The sequence below is a fragment of the Curtobacterium sp. C1 genome (assembly GCF_021049325.1).
GTDB lineage: Bacteria > Actinomycetota > Actinomycetes > Actinomycetales > Microbacteriaceae > Curtobacterium > Curtobacterium citreum.
Window position 1 is genome coordinate 411662 of the sequence record NZ_CP088076.1, and the last position, 17066, is coordinate 428727.

At 70.4% G+C, this 17066-nt stretch carries 13 protein-coding genes; 7 read left to right on the forward strand and 6 right to left on the reverse strand.

The features are described 5' to 3' along the window. Positions 1–4: 4 nt before the first annotated feature. A complete protein-coding gene (locus LQK89_RS02080) occupies positions 5–2254 on the reverse strand; it encodes a hypothetical protein (RefSeq protein ID WP_231050007.1) in 2250 nt (749 codons plus the stop codon). A 122-nt stretch (positions 2255–2376) separates the two neighbouring features. Continuing rightward, a complete protein-coding gene (locus tag LQK89_RS02085) occupies positions 2377–5142 on the reverse strand; it encodes a hypothetical protein (RefSeq protein ID WP_231050008.1) in 2766 nt (921 codons plus the stop codon). 238 nt (positions 5143–5380) lie between these two features. On the opposite strand from LQK89_RS02085, the gene dnaK reads away from it, so the two are divergent. The 4 genes from dnaK (at position 5381) to LQK89_RS02105 (ending at position 9481) form a co-directional block, all read left to right on the forward strand. Further along, positions 5381–7249, forward strand: a complete 1869-nt coding sequence (gene dnaK, locus LQK89_RS02090) for a molecular chaperone DnaK (RefSeq protein WP_058740787.1) — start codon at positions 5381–5383, stop codon at positions 7247–7249. A 2-nt stretch (positions 7250–7251) separates the two neighbouring features. Next, complete coding sequence (locus LQK89_RS02095) at positions 7252–7899, forward strand: nucleotide exchange factor GrpE (RefSeq protein WP_231050009.1); 648 nt, start codon at positions 7252–7254, stop codon at positions 7897–7899. 38 nt (positions 7900–7937) lie between these two features. After that, complete coding sequence (locus tag LQK89_RS02100; RefSeq protein ID WP_175325138.1) at positions 7938–8942, forward strand: DnaJ C-terminal domain-containing protein; 1005 nt, start codon at positions 7938–7940, stop codon at positions 8940–8942. 125 nt (positions 8943–9067) lie between these two features. Continuing rightward, a complete protein-coding gene (locus tag LQK89_RS02105; RefSeq protein ID WP_174779534.1) occupies positions 9068–9481 on the forward strand; it encodes a heat shock protein transcriptional repressor HspR in 414 nt (137 codons plus the stop codon). Between the two features lie 190 nt (positions 9482–9671). Here the strand turns inward: LQK89_RS02105 and LQK89_RS02110 are convergent, their stop codons facing one another. Then, positions 9672–10328 (reverse strand): GntR family transcriptional regulator, encoded by a 657-nt coding sequence (locus tag LQK89_RS02110; protein WP_175325137.1) that lies wholly within the window; start codon positions 10326–10328, stop codon positions 9672–9674. Between the two features lie 140 nt (positions 10329–10468). On the opposite strand from LQK89_RS02110, the gene LQK89_RS02115 reads away from it, so the two are divergent. Further along, positions 10469–11617 carry a class I SAM-dependent methyltransferase gene (locus LQK89_RS02115; protein WP_231050010.1) on the forward strand — a complete coding sequence of 383 codons (1149 nt, stop codon included), beginning with the start codon at positions 10469–10471 and terminating at the stop codon, positions 11615–11617. A 79-nt stretch (positions 11618–11696) separates the two neighbouring features. On the opposite strand, the gene LQK89_RS02120 is transcribed toward LQK89_RS02115, so the two are convergent. The 3 genes from LQK89_RS02120 to LQK89_RS02130 form a co-directional block, all read right to left on the reverse strand. Beyond that, entirely contained in the window at positions 11697–12527 is an 831-nt protein-coding gene (locus tag LQK89_RS02120; protein WP_231050011.1) for an aldo/keto reductase, read from the reverse strand. A gap of 106 nt (positions 12528–12633) precedes the next feature. Beyond that, positions 12634–13032, reverse strand: coding sequence for a hypothetical protein (locus tag LQK89_RS02125; RefSeq protein ID WP_058740781.1), 399 nt, complete (start codon positions 13030–13032; stop codon positions 12634–12636). Positions 13033–13125: 93 nt separating this feature from the next. After that, positions 13126–13524 carry a hypothetical protein gene (locus LQK89_RS02130; protein WP_231050012.1) on the reverse strand — a complete coding sequence of 133 codons (399 nt, stop codon included), beginning with the start codon at positions 13522–13524 and terminating at the stop codon, positions 13126–13128. Between the two features lie 269 nt (positions 13525–13793). On the opposite strand from LQK89_RS02130, the gene LQK89_RS02135 reads away from it, so the two are divergent. Both LQK89_RS02135 and tatA read left to right on the forward strand, forming a co-directional pair. Then, entirely contained in the window at positions 13794–16547 is a 2754-nt protein-coding gene (locus tag LQK89_RS02135; RefSeq protein WP_231050013.1) for a glycoside hydrolase family 2 protein, read from the forward strand. A gap of 237 nt (positions 16548–16784) precedes the next feature. Then, a complete protein-coding gene (gene tatA, locus LQK89_RS02140; RefSeq protein WP_058740778.1) occupies positions 16785–17063 on the forward strand; it encodes a twin-arginine translocase TatA/TatE family subunit in 279 nt (92 codons plus the stop codon). Positions 17064–17066 lie beyond the last annotated feature (3 nt).

Genomic DNA, 17066 nt, shown 5'->3' on the forward strand with positions numbered 1-17066 from the left:
ACGTTCACCCGTCCGTGCGCTGCCGATCCGCCGCGGGGATCACGAAGCGGTCGGAGAGCAGGACCTGGCCACCGCGCCGTTGCTCGATGCGGAACCGAAAATCGCGTGCCCGGTGGTCGACCACGCGGCGGAACTCCCACCGGCGGTCAGTGCCGATCTCCCGCTCGCCCGGCACGAGTTCCGTCCCCCAGTCGTTCACCACCCGGTACGCGGCACCCGCGGTGCCGGTCCCCTCGAAGCGGTTCTCCGTGCCCGGGACGACCGTCGTCGTGCTGACGGTCGCGGGTACCAGAGCGGCGGCGGCAGCCGTGAATTCCGGCGTGCGAGCCTCCCAGCCGTCGATCGCCACCTGGAGGCGGAAGGCGAACGAGGTCGCCCCGTTCGAGACCGTCCGGTCGAACTGCCACGACCCGGTCGCCGCGATGTCCGATTCGCCCGGCACGAGGTCGGTACCCCATCGATTCACCACGCGGTACCGAGCGCGTGCCGGACCCGTCCCTTCGAAGTGATTGAGCAGGCCGGGCACCATGGTCGTGGTCGTCGAGGACACGCTCGGCGGAGCAACCACCGGCAGTGTGACCGCTCCGCCAGGCTCGGTGGTGCTCCCGAGGGTCTGCTCGAACCCGAGGCGGAGTTCGGAAGCGTTCACGGCGACCGGAACCACCGCGGACCAGGAGCCGTTCGGATCGACCCTGGCCGAGGCAAGCTCCGCACCGAACCGGTCGGTGATGCGCAGGGTCGCTTCCGGCTCGGCATCACCACGCAGCACGTTGTCCCAACCGGTGACGACGCGCTCGTTCTGCACGTGGACCGGAGCGAGCACGGGTGCCGCCGGGAACGTCACCGACGTGGTCGCTGACGCTGCGAAGGAGCCGGCCGGTGTGCTGCCGACGGCCGACATCGTGAGTGCACCGTCACCGGGCGCAGCGCTCTCGGGGGTCCGGACGGGGACAGTGAACCGCAGGAGTGTCCCTGCCGGGAGGGTCCATCCCGTGCTGGCCCACCGGTAGGTGAGGGTCTTCCGGTCGTCGGTCAGTTCCCCGTCGACGAATTGATCGCGGTCGAACGCGGTCCACGCTCCGGCGCCCGGAAGCCGGTACCCACCGCGGATCGCGGTGTCGTCCGCGAGGGTGGTGCCGGCCGGTGCGGCGAACCGGACGATCGATCCGGCCAGCGGGCTCGAGGTGGCGACGGTGGTCCTCAGGCGGCTCTCGACCGGTGTCGATGCGCCGACTTCGAGGGTGACCGGGGGAGCGTCGGCTCCGACCAGGACCTCGTCGTTGACGGGGATGGTCGTCGGAGTGCGCGCTTCGGTCGAGAAGGGGCCTTGCGCCGCGGAGCCGCTGATCGTCGCCGTGAGCCGTCCCGCTCCGGCCGGAGCGTCGGGAGGAGTCTGCACGGCGATGTCCCACCCGAGCCGGGTGTCGCGGCCGACCGACCAGGCACTTCCGCTGTGCCACGTCCAGCGGTACCGCTTGCCACCCTCGAGCACCACGCCCCCGGTCAGCTGCACGCCGTCCTCGCGACGGAGTCTCCCTGCTTCTTCGTACCACCCGGAGACGGTGGACTGGCCCGGGGCGAAGACGGTGCCGGCGGGCGCGGCGACCTCGACGGTCCCGTCCACGGCACCGAACGGCGTCGTGGTGGTCGCCGTGACCGGGACGGGAGTGGACGAGCCGCGCGTGAGGGCCGTCGCCGGACCGTCCGCTCCCGTCAGCCCTGCGGCAATGGTGGTCGAGGTCGATCCGTCCACGCTCCACGAGCCGGTGGGGCCCCCTGCACGTGTCCCGACCGCCGTGTACGAGAGACGTCCGCTGAGTGGCGCAGTCCGCGCGACCTCGACCGGGATCGCGAACCGCAGCTGGACGTTCGTGTCGAAGGCGGCCGGTGCCTGCAAGCGGTACGTCGCGTGCGTCCGGGAAGCATCGAGGCGCGCGTCGGTCAGACGCACCGAGTTCGTCGTGAGCCATGTGGGCCATCCGTTGTTGCGGTACTGCCCGACGGCGTCGTTGCCCGTCGCAGGGATCGTCGTCCCGGTGGGAACGGTGACCGTGACCTCACCTTCGACGCTGCCGGGTCGCCCGCCGAGTTCGGTGAACCCGATGTCGACCGCGCCGGTCTCCCCTCGTTGGAGCACAGCGGGGCCGAGGTCGAGATCGACGGCGTGTGGTGCGGGATCGGCGTGCGCGGGCACCGTGCCCACGCTCAGGGTGGCCGCTGCGATGATCGCAACGACCGAGAGGGCGGATCGCATGGGGGACTCCGTTCTGATAGGTGCCACCTACGCTAATGACCGACATGTGCTGTTCCAACGGTGATATACAGCAAGAGTGCCCCTTCCGAATAGAAGGGGCACTCTCGTGTGCGATCCGGGTGTCAGTTGGTCGCGGGGTTGATGACGTAGGGGCCGGTCTTCTTGGTGGCGCCGTTCTTGGTCTGCTCGATGTAGAACGTGAAGTTCTTCGCGTTCCACGACACGACGCGGTCGAAGGTCCAGTCGCCGGAGCCGGTGACGGTGACGGGGTGGCCGAGCAGGTCGGTGCCGGAGGCGTTGACGATCTTCAGGCTGGCGTCCTCGGTGGCGGTGCCGGTGAAGGTGTTGTTCACGCCGAGAGCGACGGCGGTGGGTGCGGTCACCGTCGGGTCGACCAGGCTGGCTGCCGGGTCGGCGGGGTTGATGACGTAGGGGCCGGTCTTCTTGGTGGCGCCGTTCTTGGTCTGCTCGATGTAGAACGTGAAGTTCTTCGCGTTCCACGACACGACGCGGTCGAAGGTCCAGTCGCCGGAGCCGGTGACGGTGACGGGGTGGCCGAGCAGGTCGGTGCCGGAGGCGTTGACGATCTTCAGGCTGGCGTCCTCGGTGGCGGTGCCGGTGAAGGTGTTGTTCACGCCGAGAGCGACGGCGGTGGGTGCGGTCACCGTCGGGTCGACCAGGCTGGCTGCCGGGTCGGCGGGGTTGATGACGTAGGGGCCGGTCTTCTTGGTGGTGCCGTTCTTGGTCTGCTCGATGTAGAACGTGAAGTTCTTCGCGTTCCACGACACGACGCGGTCGAAGGTCCAGTCGCCGGAGCCGGTGACGGTGACGGGGTGGCCGAGCAGGTCGGTGCCGGAGGCGTTGACGATCTTCAGGCTGGCGTCCTCGGTGGCGGTGCCGGTGAAGGTGTTGTTCACGCCGAGAGCGACGGCGGTGGGTGCGGTCACCGTCGGGTCGACCAGGCTGGCTGCCGGGTCGGCGGGGTTGATGACGTAGGGGCCGGTCTTCTTGGTGGTGCCGTTCTTGGTCTGCTCGATGTAGAACGTGAAGTTCTTCGCGTTCCACGACACGACGCGGTCGAAGGTCCAGTCGCCGGAGCCGGTGACGGTGACGGGGTGGCCGAGCAGGTCGGTGCCGGAGGCGTTGACGATCTTCAGGCTGGCGTCCTCGGTGGCGGTGCCGGTGAAGGTGTTGTTCACGCCGAGGACGACGGCGGTGGGTGCGGTCACCGTCGGGTCGACCAGGGAGTTCGCCGTGTCGGCGGCGATCGTGAAGACTTCGCTTGTGGTGCTGAGGTTGCCCTTGGTCTGCACGAGCCTGAACTCGAACTTGGTCGACGAGGCGGACACGGCCCGGTCGAAGGACCACGTGCCGTCTGTCTTGACCGTGACGTCCTTGCCGAGCAGGTCGGTGCCCCAACGGTTCACGACCCGCAGCGTCGCGTCCTTCGTCGCGGTGCCTTCGAACGTGTTCGTCTTGCCGGGGGTGAAGGACTCGGTGGTCACGGTCGCCGGGTCCAGTTCGACGCTCTTGCCCGGGTTCACCGAGAGTTCCGCGGTGGTGTGGTTGTAGCCCTTCGACAGGGCGTCGACGACGAGCTGGTACTCGCGGTCCTCCAGGTCGCGCAGGACGACGCGGTAGGTGTCCGTCGTCTTGCCCGCGGTGGTCTCGGCGAGGATGGCTTCCGGCTTGCCCTTCTCGTAGACGCGGATCTTCGAGGACTTCTGCGCCGCGCCCGTGATGGCGAGCTGGTCGCCCGGCTGGAGCTCGACGCCCTGGGCCGGCGAGGTGATCGACACGCCGGCGCCGTAGTCGATCGACAGCTCCTTCGGCGTCGCGTCCTCCCCTCGGATCGTCTGCGTGACCGTCAGGTCGAACGCGCCCGCCATGTTCGGTGCGTTGACCGGGATCGAGTAGCTGCCGTCCTTCAGCGATGTCGTCGACGCGATCTGCTTCTCGCCGTGGAAGAGCTTGACCACGGTCTCCGCGGTCGCGGTACCGGAGATCGTCGCGACCTCGTCGAGCTCATCGCCGAACGTGGCCTCGGCGGTGAGCGGGGTGACCGGCAGGTCGACCTCGACGTCGGCCTCGGCGACCACCTCGGCGCCGTCGAACGCCGTGAGGTGCACCGTGGTGACGCCGAGCTTCAAGTTCCGGAGGGAGGCCGACCACGTGCCGTCGATGACGTCCTCGTCGAACCGGGCGGTCTTCCCCGTCTTGTCCTCGTAGGACACCTCGACCGACGAGGCCGCCGGGGGCGCAACACCGTCGGCCAGCTGCGCGGTCCCGGCCTCGATGTCGACCGAGACCGCCTTTGCCCACACTCCGAGCGTCTCCGGGAAGAGCGCCCAGCGGTCTTTCGTGGCGTACCCGCGGATCGCCGCCATCTGACCGCCGCGCGGGGTGAAGCCCGTCGAGACGGTGTACCCGTCTTCCAGCCGCAGTCCCTTGCTCGGCTCGAGGAACCAGCGACCGTTCTCCCCGACGGTCCCGCAGCTCAGCCCCGTGATGATGTCCCAGGAGCCCCCGCCGTCAGCGAGGTGCTCGTGAGCGACGCAGTTGCCGTTGGGAGCCTTGATGAAGTAGGTCGGGAAGCCGTTCGCAGTCGTCTGCCCGGTGGGCACCGCCCGCAGGATCGCAGCGTACTTGATCGCATCTCCTGCAGTCGAGGCTTGGCGACTGTTGCCGAAGCTGTCCACGTAGCCGTAGTACGGCGTGCCGACGTAGAGGCGCGGCTCGTTGGATGCGAACTGTACCGGCACGCCGGAGGAGGCTTCAGCGGCAACTGCTGCCGGATCGGCCGTCGCTGCCGGACCGAAGCTGATGCCGGCGGCCAGGGTGGCTGCGGCGACGCCGGTCGCGGCCGCAGCTCGAAGGAATGACTTCATGTGTGTGAGGGGTCTTTCGGTCGGGCCGCGCCATGGATCGGCACGGCAGATGTGCCATCCAAAATATCACACATGTCAGGGGCACACGAGCTTCGCCATCTCCTGTGAGTTGCGCCGAGGTGACGCAACTTTCGTCGTTCACAGTTGACGTGCCTCCAGTCTGGAGTAAGGTTGAGTCCATCGGACGCAAGTCCGCAGACTTCCGCAACCACGCACCCGACAGAAGGAGCACCACAACATGGGACGTGCAGTAGGCATCGACCTCGGAACCACCAACTCGGTCGTCAGCGTGCTCGAGGGTGGTGAGCCCACCGTCATCGCGAACGCCGAGGGCCTCCGCACCACGCCGTCGATCGTCGCGTTCACCAAGGACGGCGAGGTCCTGGTCGGCGAGACCGCCAAGCGCCAGGCCGTCACGAACGTCGACCGCACCATCGCGAGTGTCAAGCGCCACATCGGCACCGACTGGAAGGTCGAGATCGACGGCAAGCAGTACACGCCGCAGGAGATCTCGGCCCGTACCCTCGGCAAGCTCAAGCGCGACGCCGAGCAGTACCTCGGCGAGGACGTCACCGACGCGGTCATCACCGTCCCGGCGTACTTCAACGACGCCGAGCGCCAGGCCACGAAGGACGCCGGTGAGATCGCCGGCCTCAACGTCCTCCGCATCATCAACGAGCCGACCGCCGCTGCGCTCGCGTACGGCCTCGACAAGGGCAAGGAAGACGAGCTCATCCTGGTCTTCGACCTCGGTGGCGGCACGTTCGACGTCTCCCTGCTCGAGGTGGGCAAGGACGACGACTTCTCCACGATCCAGGTCCGCGCGACCTCGGGTGACAACCGCCTGGGCGGCGACGACTGGGACCAGCGGATCGTCGACCACCTCGTCAAGAAGTTCAAGGACGAGCACGGCGTCGACCTGTCCACGGACAAGATCGCGAAGCAGCGTCTCAAGGAGGCGGCCGAGCAGGCGAAGAAGGAGCTGTCGAGCCAGCTGAGCGCCAGCATCCAGCTGCCGTACCTGACGCTGACCGCGGACGGCCCGCTCAACCTCGACGAGACCATCTCGCGCGCGCAGTTCGAGCAGATGACCTCCGACCTGCTCGACCGCACGAAGAAGCCCTTCAACGACGTCATCAAGGAGGCGGGTGTCAGCGTCAACGACATCGCGCACGTGGTGCTCGTCGGTGGTTCGACCCGCATGCCCGCCGTGGCCGAGGTCGTCAAGTCGCTCACGGGCGGCAAGTCCCCGAACCAGGGCGTCAACCCGGACGAGGTCGTGGCCGTCGGTGCCGCGCTGCAGGCCGGTGTCCTGAAGGGTGAGCGCAAGGACGTCCTGCTCATCGACGTCACGCCGCTGTCGCTCGGCATCGAGACCAAGGGCGGCCTGATGACGAAGCTCATCGACCGCAACACCGCGATCCCGACCAAGCGGAGCGAGACCTTCACGACCGCCGACGACAACCAGCCGTCGGTCGCGATCCAGGTCTTCCAGGGCGAGCGCGAGTTCACCCGCGACAACAAGCCGCTCGGCACGTTCGAGCTCACCGGCATCGCGCCGGCGCCGCGTGGCGTCCCGCAGGTCGAGGTCACGTTCGACATCGACGCCAACGGCATCGTGCACGTGTCCGCGAAGGACAAGGGCACCGGCAAGGAGCAGTCGATGGTCATCTCCGGCGGCTCGTCGCTGCCGAAGGAGGACATCGAGCGCATGGTCCGCGAGGCCGAGGAGCACGCGGCCGAGGACAAGGCCCGTCGCGAGGCGAACGAGCGCCGCAACCAGGCCGAGCAGCTCGTCTACTCGATCGAGAAGCTCATCAAGGAGAACGACGACAAGCTGCCCGCGGACGTCAAGTCCGAGGTGCAGGGCGACGTCGACGCGCTGAAGTCCGCCCTCGCGGGTGAGGACGACGACGCGGTCAAGACCGCCTACGACAAGCTCAACGAGTCGCAGGGCAAGCTCGGCCAGGCCATCTACTCGCAGCAGGACGCGGGTGCCGCGGCCGGTGGCGAGCAGCCGACCGCCGACGGCCAGGCGCAGCAGGACGACGAGGACATCGTCGACGCCGAGGTCGTGGACGACGAGGACGACAAGGACAAGAAGTAACGATGACGGATCCCAAGGACAACGTGCCCGAGGACGCCGAGCCCCAGGTCGAGGGCGACGCCACCAACGCGCAGGAGCCCGAGGACCTCATCGAGGCGGAGGGGCCGGACGTGGAAGTTCCCACGGACGCCCCCGCCGCCGGCGGCCCCCAGTCGGACCTCTCCCCGGAGGACCAGGCACTCCTGGACGACGCCGCGCGCGGCATCGCTGAGGACAAGCTGTCGCAGGAGGACCGCGACCTCGTCGCCGACATGCGCGCCGACATGCTCCGTGCACAGGCCGAGCTGGTGAACTTCCGGAAGCGCGTCGAGCGCGACCGCGAGGCGAACCGCGACGCCGTCATCGCCGAGGTCGTCCGCGCCCTGCTCCCGGCCCTGGACGACCTGACCCGTGCCGAGGCGCACGGGGACCTGACGGACGGGCCGATGCAGGTCATCGGGCAGAAGATCCGCGGTGGCTTCGAGAAGTTCAAGCTCGTGCAGATCGGCGAGAAGGGTGAGACCTTCGACCCGAACGTGCACGAGGCGATCGTGCAGCTGCCCACGCCGGGTGCGACCGACCAGACCGTCGCGGACGTCGTGGAGCCGGGCTACAAGCTCGGCGACCGCGTCCTGCGTGCGGCCAAGGTCGCCGTCGCGGTCCCGGCCTGAGCCGGCTCGGCACGACCAGGAACGGAAGGTAGGGCTCGATGGCCAGTCAGGACTGGTTCGACAAGGACTTCTACAAGGTCCTCGGCGTCGACAAGACGGCGAGCGACGCTGAGCTGAAGAAGACCTACCGGAAGCTCGCCCGGCAGTACCACCCGGACTCCAACCCGGGGGACGCCGCGGCCGAGTCCCGCTTCAAGGAGATCAGCGAGGCCTACTCGGTGCTCTCCGACAAGGAGCAGCGCGCCGAGTACGACCAGGTCCGCGCCATGGGCTCGGGCGCCCGCTTCACGGCGGGTGGCCCGGGCGCCCAGGGCGGGTTCGAGGACGTGTTCGGGGGCATGTTCGGCCAACAGGGCGGGCAGCGCGTGCGCTTCGGTCAGGGCGGAGGTCGCGGTGGTGCCGGTGGCTTCGAGGACATCCTCGGCGGGATGTTCGGTGGCGGCGGGGGCTTCGGGCAGTCGTCCGGCGGTTTCCGCGGCTTCGGTGGTCCGACCAAGGGCCGTGACGTCACCGCGTCGACGACGCTCGACTTCACGACCGCGATCGCCGGCGACACCGTCAAGCTCTCGCAGGGCAACGGCCGGCCGGTGAACGTCCGCATCCCCGCGGGTGTCGCCGACGGGCAGAAGATCCGTCTGCGTGGCCGCGGCGAGCCGAGTCCGGACGGGGGCGAGGCCGGCGACCTGGTCGTCAGCGTCACCGTCCGGAAGCACCCGGTGTTCGAGCGCGACGGGCTCAACCTGCGGGTGGACGTCCCCGTGACGTTCGTCGAGGCGGCGCTCGGCGCGACGATCCAGGTCCCGACGCTCGGCGGCGACCCCGTCAAGCTGAAGGTCGCTCCGGGCACGCCCTCCGGTCGCGTCCTGCGCGTCAAGGGACGCGGCGTCGCGACGAAGAGCGGGACCGGTGACCTGCTCGCAACCGTGCAGGTCGCGGTGCCGTCACACCTGTCGGACAAGCAGCGCGAGGCCGTCGAGGCCCTCCGCGCGGCACTGCCCGACGAGGATCCTCGCGAGGACCTCCTCGCCAAGGCGCGCAGCTGACGCTGCGCGACCACAGCAACGAACCGGACTGGAGGCTCGGTGCGGCTCCGTCAGGAACCGTCACCGGGCCTCCAGACTGGTTTCCAGACCACGCGGACGACGGAAGGGAACAAGCCGTGACCGACATGGACGAGAACTCGCCCGTCTTCGCGATCGCCATGGCGGCGGAGCTCGCCGAGATGCACCCGCAGACCCTGCGGCAGTACGACCGGCTCGGCCTGGTCGTCCCCGGGCGGACCCGCGGGGGCTCGCGTCGGTACTCGATGCGCGACGTCGTGCAGCTGCGGGAGATCGCGCGCCTGGGGTCCGAGGGGGTCTCGCTCGAGGGCATCCGTCGCGTGCTCGAGCTGGAGAACGAGAACCGGGCGCTCCGCGCGCGGGTGAGCGAGCTCGAGACCGCGCTGGCGGACCAGCTCATCAACCGGCCGGGCGCGCGGGTGTTCGCCGCGACGACCACGGGCGCGGCGGTGTCGCTGCGTGCCGGGATGCGGCCGCAGCGGAACACGCAGGTGGTGCTCTGGCGACCACCGCGCGGCTGACACATCACTGCATCCAGAACATCACACGTCTCCTCCGGTGGGGTCGACGGTCTCGCTCGTGCCGTCGCACTGACGCACCTCGACACGGGCCGGGGCCGGGCTGCCACACACGTGGTGGTCCGGCCCCGGCCGCAGTCGTGCCACGAAGAACGGCCGCGTCGCTGAGCGCGCTGGGACCCGGGATCCCAGGTCAGGCGGGCCGGTCGGGATCCGGCAGCAGGTGCATCGACCAGAGCGCCCGCTCCGCCAGCCGACCGTCGTTGCCCTCGACCGCGAGCCGCAGCGCGACGACCCCGTTCGCGATCTGGTCCCACGGCAGTGCGGTCGGCAGGTCCTCGTGCCGCAGGCGGAAGGTCAGGGCGTCGATCGACCCGCGGAGCGCCGAGCAGAGCACCGGGTTGTCGCACGACTCGATGAAGCTCCGGTAGACGGGCGCTGCCGTGTCCGTCACGGCGTCCCAGTCCCCGAGCCGGACCGTGTCGAGCAGCGCCCCGATCCGTCGTCCGAGCGCGGTTCGTGCGGTGTCCTCGAGCCGCGGCACCGAGACGCGGACCAGACCGCCGTAGAGCAGACCGAGCGCCTGCAGCGTCGGGACGATGTCGGCGGCGCGGGGCAGGGCGACGCGGGTGTACCGGTTGGCCCGGCGTTCGACGAGACCGGCGAGTTCGAGGTCCGACAACGCCTCACGGACGGGCGTCCGCGAGCAGCGGAGGCGCCGGGCGAGGTCGCCGTCGTCGAGCAGGGTGCCCGGGGCGAGCACGCCGGCCATGATCTCGTCGCGCAGCCGCTCGCGGGCGAGGTCCCGGAGCAGGGGTCGGGCGCCGAACGCCTGTTCCTGGACGAACATCCCGCCCCTCCCGTTCCGTGACCAGACGCGGACCGATCGCCGCGATGGCTCGACGATAGGGGACATCGGGCGCCGATGAACATCTGATATACGGACGGGCCGGAGCGCCGGGCGCAGCGGCCGCTCAGTACGCTGACCGGATGCGCGTGTCTGACTTCGCCGACCAGTTCCGGCGGGACCCCGACGACGGGGGACCGGACCTGGTGACGATCGACGGCACCGACCGGTTCCTGCTCGACGAGGCACCGCACGTGCACGGTGACGCGCTCCGGCAGCCCGGCGAGGTCGCCGTCGTCGACGACCGGGCCGGGGTGCTCACGCTCGGGCTGATCACGGTGCACGGCGCCTCGGACGTCCGGGTGGTGCAGGACTCCCTCGTCGGGGTCCGTGCGCTCCAGGCCGCCGCCGGCACCTTCGGCCTGCGCGGCTTCCGGCACGCCGAGACCGCCGAACAGGCCTTCCGTGACGTCCGGCTCGTGCTGCTCCGGCTCTCGAAGTCGAACGACCGCCTGGACGAGCTCGCCCGCGCCGTCGCGCGGTGGGCGGCCCCGGACGTGGTGCTGCTGTGCGGCGGGGTCACCAAGCACATGACGCTGTCCCAGAACGACGTGCTCCGCCGGTACTTCGGCGAGGTCACCGCCTCACGCGGACGGGGGAAGTCGCGGCTCCTCGTCGCGCAGGACCCCCTGCGCGCCGCCGCGGTGCGGGCGGACACGACGAACCCGTGGCCGCGCGCGGTGCACGTCGACGAGCTCGGCATGACGCTCGTCGCACACGGCGGGGTCTTCGCGGGCACGTCGCTCGACCAGGGCACCCGGGTGCTGCTCGACGTCGCCGAACAGGCGGTCCCGACGGCGCGGACGGTCGTCGACCTGGGCTGCGGCAACGGCGTCATCGCGACCGCGATCGCGCGGCGCCGGCCGCAGGTCCGCGTGGTCGCGACGGACGTCTCCTCGATCGCGGTCGCGTCGACGCGGGCCACGGCGGCGGCGAACGGTGTGGCCGACCGGGTCACGGTCGTGCGGTCGGACGCGGGCGACGAGCTCGACGAGGGCTCGGCGCAGCTCGTCCTCTGCAACCCGCCCTTCCACGAGGGCACCACGGTGAGCACCGACGCGGCCGAGGCGATGTTCCGGAACGCGGCCACGATCCTCCAGTCCGGCGGTGAACTGTGGTGCGTCTGGAACTCGCACCTGCGCTACCGGCCGCTCCTGGAGCGTCTGGTCGGGCCGACGCGGCAGGTCGTGCGGACCGCCAAGTTCACGGTCACCGCCTCACGGCGGTCCTGACGCACGACGGGAGGCCCGTGGCTGCGTGCGCCACGGGCCTCCCGTCGTCGTGTGGGTCGCCTCGGGCGACCTGCGGCCGTCAGGCCGGGACGTAGTCGAACGTGTCCGGGTCGGGACCGGTGCGGTGTCCCTTGTCGAGCGAGGTGATCGCCGTCATGTCGTCGTCGGACAGCTCGAAGTCGAAGATCGCGAAGTTCTCCTCGACGCGCGAGCGGGTGACCGACTTCGGGAAGACGATGTCGCCGCGCTGGATGTGCCAGCGGAGGACGACCTGTGCCGGGGTCTTGCCGGAGTTGCCGGCGATCCGGGTGATGGTCTCGTCGTCGAGCACGAGGCCCTGCGCGATCGGGGACCAGGCCTCGGTCGCGATGCCGTGCTCGCGGCCGTAGGCGCGGAGCTCCTCCTGCACGAGGTACGGGTGCACCTCGATCTGGTTCACGGCCGGGGTGATCGTGGTCTCGGAGGCGAGTCGGTTGAGGTGGTGGGTCTGGAAGTTCGAGACACCGATCGAGCGGGCGGTGCCGCCGCGGTAGAGCTCCTCCATGGCCTGCCAGGTCGGCACGAAGTCCGAGACGGTCGGCAGCGGCCAGTGGATGAGGAACAGGTCGGTGTAGCCGCCGAGCAGGTCGGCCGACTTCTTGCCGTTCTCGAGCGCCGCCTCGGGGTCGTGGAACCCGTTGTTGAGCTTCGAGGTGACGAAGATCTCCGAGCGGTCGATGCCGGACTCGGCGATGGCCTCGCCGACCTCCTTCTCGTTGCCGTACATCTCGGCGGTGTCGATGTGGCGGTAGCCGACCTCGAGGGCGGTGAGGGTGGCTTCCTTCGTGTTCTCCGGCTCGATCTGGTACACCCCGAAGCCGAGCTGCGGGATGGTCTTGCCGTCGTTGAGCGTGATGTTCGGAACGGTCATGACGACATGCAACCAAACCGCCCCCAGCGCGCTTCCCGGGAACGTCCAGCCGGGCGCGTCCCCCGACCGGGGCTCCCCGAGCGACTCCGCGACGGAGACGACCCCGCTACGCGAGTGACGCCGTGATGTAGGCGAGGAGCGCGTCGGCGTACGCCTGTGCCGCGTCGGGAGCGGGGAACTCCCGAGCCGTACCGTCGATCGTCGCCGTCACCGTGAACCCCGCCGTCAGCGAGACGAAGGCCGGGCCGAGCAGCTCGCGCAGCTGGTCCTCGCGCGGTAGCCAGAGCGACTCGGACGCCTCGACCGAGTCGAGCGCCCACTCGGTCGTGCCGTTGAAGCCGAGCACGGTGCCGCTCGGGTAGTCGTGCCGTTCGACGGTCATCTCGGACACCGTGTAGACGTCGTCGTCGACGCCGGGCTTGTCGATGACGAAGCGGTCGCCGGTGGCCGGGTGCCAGCGGAGTCCGGCGTCGCGGAGGGACCGGGCGAGCTCGACGGTGATCACGGCACCAGACTGGCACGCCGTGGGCCGGTCGGTCCGCCGCGGGCCGGACGGGCCGTCCTGCCGTTCGCAGGCAGGACGGCCGTCGTGGGCGGGTCAGCCGCGGTAGGTCGTGATCGGCGACAGGGCACCGTCGAGCTGCTGCTGGACCTCGAAGGTGCGGAGGTACGTGGTGAACCGTCCGATGGACAGCTCCCAGTAGCCGTCGCGGTCGACCGTCGTCGTCCAGCTCCGCTCCTCCGTGCCGTAGAGCAGCGTGGTCACGGTGACCTGGGCGCCCGGCGCGCCGGAGCCGATCAGGAAGGTGTCGCGCCCCTCCTCGACGTCGCCGAGCACGACCGGTGCGGCGACCGACTGTGCCGACGACACGGCAGCGGGGGTTGCCGGGGCCACGGCGGCGGTCGCGGCGTTCGCGGGGAGGGCGGCGCCGAGGGACAGCGCCGCAGCCACGGCGGTGGCTCCGAGGGCGGTGGTGATGCGGGTGCGGGTGCGCATGGGACTCCTCATGTTCGAGCGAACGGCACGGTGCCGGTCGCGAGGCTGCAACATATTGCATTTCTCCTGAAGTCATCCCGAGTGCGCGGGACTCGCGACGAGGGGCCTGTCTCGATGTCGTGGCGGCCTGACGTACTACCATCAGCGACGGCGTGGGCTGCACGTCGGTCGCCGGTGCTCGGTGCTCGGTGCACGTCGCCGGTGGTGACCTCGACGCTGCCGACCGCCCGGCCCGACCGCCGCCCGTGACGACCCGACGAAGGACCCGCATGACCCTCGAGCGCGAGGAACTCCGTGACGACTGGACCGTGGCGATCGCGGGGGACCAGGTGCCGAGCGGGGCACCCGCCGACCTCGTCGGTCGTGCGCTCTCCGCGACCGTCCCCGGGCAGGTGCACACCGACCTCGAGCGCGAGGGCGTGATCGCGGACCCGACGTTCGACCGCAACGAGGACGCGTCCGCCTGGGTCGGCCGCGCGGACTGGGCGTACCGGCGGTCCGTGGACGTCGACCCTCGGGGGTTCGAGCGCGTCGACCTGGTGTGCGACGGCCTGGACACCGTCGCCGAGCTGGCCCTGGACGGCGTGGTCCTCGGGACCACGCGGAACATGCACCGCCGCTACCGCTTCGACCTCAACGACGTGCCCGGTCCGGCGGGGCAGCGCGAGCTCGAGCTGCTGTTCGAGTCGCCCTACCGCGAGGCCGGTCGGGTCGCCGCGCGCGCCGGCGCGATGCCCGGCCCGTACGACGAGCCGTTCCCGTACGTCCGCAAGCAGGCGTCGAACTTCGGCTGGGACTGGGGACTCACCGCCGTGACGAGCGGCCCGTGGCGTCCGGTCGCGATCGAGCGGTGGTCGACGGCCCGGCTCGCCGAGGTCCAGCCCCTCGTCGACGTCGAGGCGGGCGAGGGTGTCCTCGACGCCCACATCCGGGTCGAGCGTTCCGGGATGAACGACCTCGACCAGGACGGCGAGGACGACGACCTGGTGCTCGTCGTCACGGTCGCCGGACCGACGGTCGACGGCGGCACCACGCGGCAGCGCTCCCGGGCACAGCTGACGCCGAAGGACGACGAGACCGTGGTCACCGTCCGCGTACCGGACGCGCTCCGCTGGTGGCCGAGGGGGTACGGCGCCCAGCCTCGGTACGACGTCACGGTCGAGCTGCAGACGGTCGACGGCGAGGTCCTGGACCGCCGGACTGCGAAGACCGGCTTCCGCTCGGCGCGGATCGACACCACCGACGACGCCGTCGGCAAGCCCTTCGACGTGGTCGTGAACGGCGCCGTCGTCGACGTCCGCGGGGTGAACTGGATCCCGGACGACGTCATCGTCTCGCGGGTCGACCGTGGCCGGGTGCTCGACCGGCTGCGGGTCGCGGCTGACCTCGGCGTGAACCTCGTGCGCGTCTGGGGCGGCGGGGTCTACGAGTCCGACGAGTTCTACGACGTGTGCGACGAGCTCGGGCTGCTCGTGTGGCAGGACTTCGCGTTCGCCTGCGCGGCCTACCCGGAGATCGAGCCGATCCGCAGCGAGGTCGTCGCCGAGGCGCGGGACAACGTCGCCCGGCTCTCGGGCCACCCCTCGCTCGTGCTCTGGAACGGCAACAACGAGAACATCTGGCTGCACGACGTCGACGGCTGGGGCGAGGTCCTCGGCGACCGCGGCTGGGGGCTCGACTACTACCTCGACCTGCTGCCGACGATCGTCGACGCGGTCGACCCCTCGCGCTTCTACACGGTCGCGTCGCCGTGGTCCGGCTCCGAGAGCCTGTTCGCGAACGACGTCGACCACGAGACGCACCACTCGTGGGACGTCTGGAACCGCCTGTCCGACGAGCACTACCGCGACTCGGTGCCGCGCTTCGTGTCGGAGTTCGGCTGGCAGGCGCCGCCCGCGTGGCGCACCCTGCGGGACGCCGTCACGGACGAGCCGCTCCGCGTCGACGCGCCGGGCGTCGTGCACCACCAGAAGGCCGACGACGGGATGGCGAAGCTCGCCCGCGGGATCGCGCCGCGGTTCGGCGCGGTGGACCCGTCGGAGTTCGACCGCTGGCACTACCTGACGCAACTGCAGCAGGCGCGGGCGATCGCGACGGGCGTCGAGCACTGGCGCACCCACTGGCCACGCAACACGGGTGTCGTGCTGTGGCAGCTGAACGACCTGTGGCCGGTGTCGTCGTGGTCGGCGGTCGACTCGGCGGGGCGGCTGAAGCCGCTCGCGCACGAGCTCCGCCGCCTGTACGACGACGTCCTGCTGACGATCCGTCCGGTGACCCGTGCGTCGGGTCCGGCTGGTGCCGAAGCGGCTGACGGGTCCGGTGCGGTCGACGGGTCTGGTCCGGACGACGGGTCCGCTCCGGCGGATGCGTCACTCCCGGCTGCTGACGACCAGCCTGGAGGCGCGGCGCGCGACGTCCCGTCGGCCTCCGCCGGCGGGACGGCCGAGTTGGTCACCCTGTCCGACACGCTGTCCCTCGGGGTGTCACCAGGCGCCTTCGGGCAGTCGCCCGTCGAGGTCGCCGTGCGGTCGGCACGCGCCGGCCGGGACAGCGTCGTGCGTGTCCGCCGGGTGACGGTCGCGGGCACGATCCTCGCCGAGGTGACGCTCCCGGTCCGCCTGTCCGAGGCCGGGGTCGCGGTCGTCGCACTGCCCGAGTCGGTGGGTGTCCTCGACGACCCGACGCGCGAGCTCGTCGTGGCGGACATGGACTGGCGGCGCGCGGTCTGGACGGCCGCCCCGGACAAGGACGTGCGCTGGGAGCCGGCGCGGTACCGGACCACGGTGACGCCGGCGGCGGACGGGGACGGCCACGACCTGGTCGTCGAGGCGGACTCGCTCGTGCGGGACCTGCTCGTCCAGCCCGACCGGCTCGCCCCGACCGGCACCGTCGACCGCGGGTTCATGACGCTGCTGCCGGGGGAGCGGGTGGACTTCCGGCTCCGCGGGCTGACGGACGCCGACGTCCGGCGGCTCGGCGAGCCCTTCGTCCTGAGCTCGCTCGACGACCATCTCGGTCACTGATACTCTGTACTTCACCGTCGTGCCTTGACCCGCGATCGGAAGTGCGCACCCCCGGAGAGCAACGGCCTCCGGGGGTGCTGCCGTGCGGGGCCTGCCTGTGCGAACGGTGACGGTTCGGACGCTCGCCTGTGCTTCCGGAGGTGTGCGGGTTAGCATGGTGGCACCACGGACTTCCGCCCGACGTGTCGACGGCGACTCGGAACCAGCGGCGACCAGAACTCGATCCAAGGAGTCACCATGTTGCAAGGCCTCGGCGGGGTGCACCTGCTGATCATCCTCGGCATCATCATCCTGCTGTTCGGTGCGACCAAGCTCCCGGCACTCGCCAAGGGCCTCGGTCAGTCGATCAACATCTTCAAGAAGGAGATGGGGGACGACAAGAAGGGCAAGGACGACACGACGGTCACCACCGTCGCGCCGGACACCACCACGGGTACGGCGCAGTCGGCCGCTCCCGCGCAGCCGGTCGTCAACCCCGGCCCCTCGGTGCAGCCGAACTCGGACAGCCGGCAGTAACGC

Coding starts and splice junctions, on each gene's coding strand:
- LQK89_RS02080 (WP_231050007.1), bottom strand. CDS start 2,254: ATGCGATCCGCCCTCTCGGTCGTTGCGATCATCGCAGCGGCCACCCTG.
- LQK89_RS02085 (WP_231050008.1), bottom strand. CDS start 5,142: ATGAAGTCATTCCTTCGAGCTGCGGCCGCGACCGGCGTCGCCGCAGCC.
- dnaK (WP_058740787.1), top strand. CDS start 5,381: ATGGGACGTGCAGTAGGCATCGACCTCGGAACCACCAACTCGGTCGTC.
- LQK89_RS02095 (WP_231050009.1), top strand. CDS start 7,252: ATGACGGATCCCAAGGACAACGTGCCCGAGGACGCCGAGCCCCAGGTC.
- LQK89_RS02100 (WP_175325138.1), top strand. CDS start 7,938: ATGGCCAGTCAGGACTGGTTCGACAAGGACTTCTACAAGGTCCTCGGC.
- LQK89_RS02105 (WP_174779534.1), top strand. CDS start 9,068: ATGGACGAGAACTCGCCCGTCTTCGCGATCGCCATGGCGGCGGAGCTC.
- LQK89_RS02110 (WP_175325137.1), bottom strand. CDS start 10,328: ATGTTCGTCCAGGAACAGGCGTTCGGCGCCCGACCCCTGCTCCGGGAC.
- LQK89_RS02115 (WP_231050010.1), top strand. CDS start 10,469: ATGCGCGTGTCTGACTTCGCCGACCAGTTCCGGCGGGACCCCGACGAC.
- LQK89_RS02120 (WP_231050011.1), bottom strand. CDS start 12,527: ATGACCGTTCCGAACATCACGCTCAACGACGGCAAGACCATCCCGCAG.
- LQK89_RS02130 (WP_231050012.1), bottom strand. CDS start 13,524: ATGCGCACCCGCACCCGCATCACCACCGCCCTCGGAGCCACCGCCGTG.
- LQK89_RS02135 (WP_231050013.1), top strand. CDS start 13,794: ATGACCCTCGAGCGCGAGGAACTCCGTGACGACTGGACCGTGGCGATC.
- tatA (WP_058740778.1), top strand. CDS start 16,785: ATGTTGCAAGGCCTCGGCGGGGTGCACCTGCTGATCATCCTCGGCATC.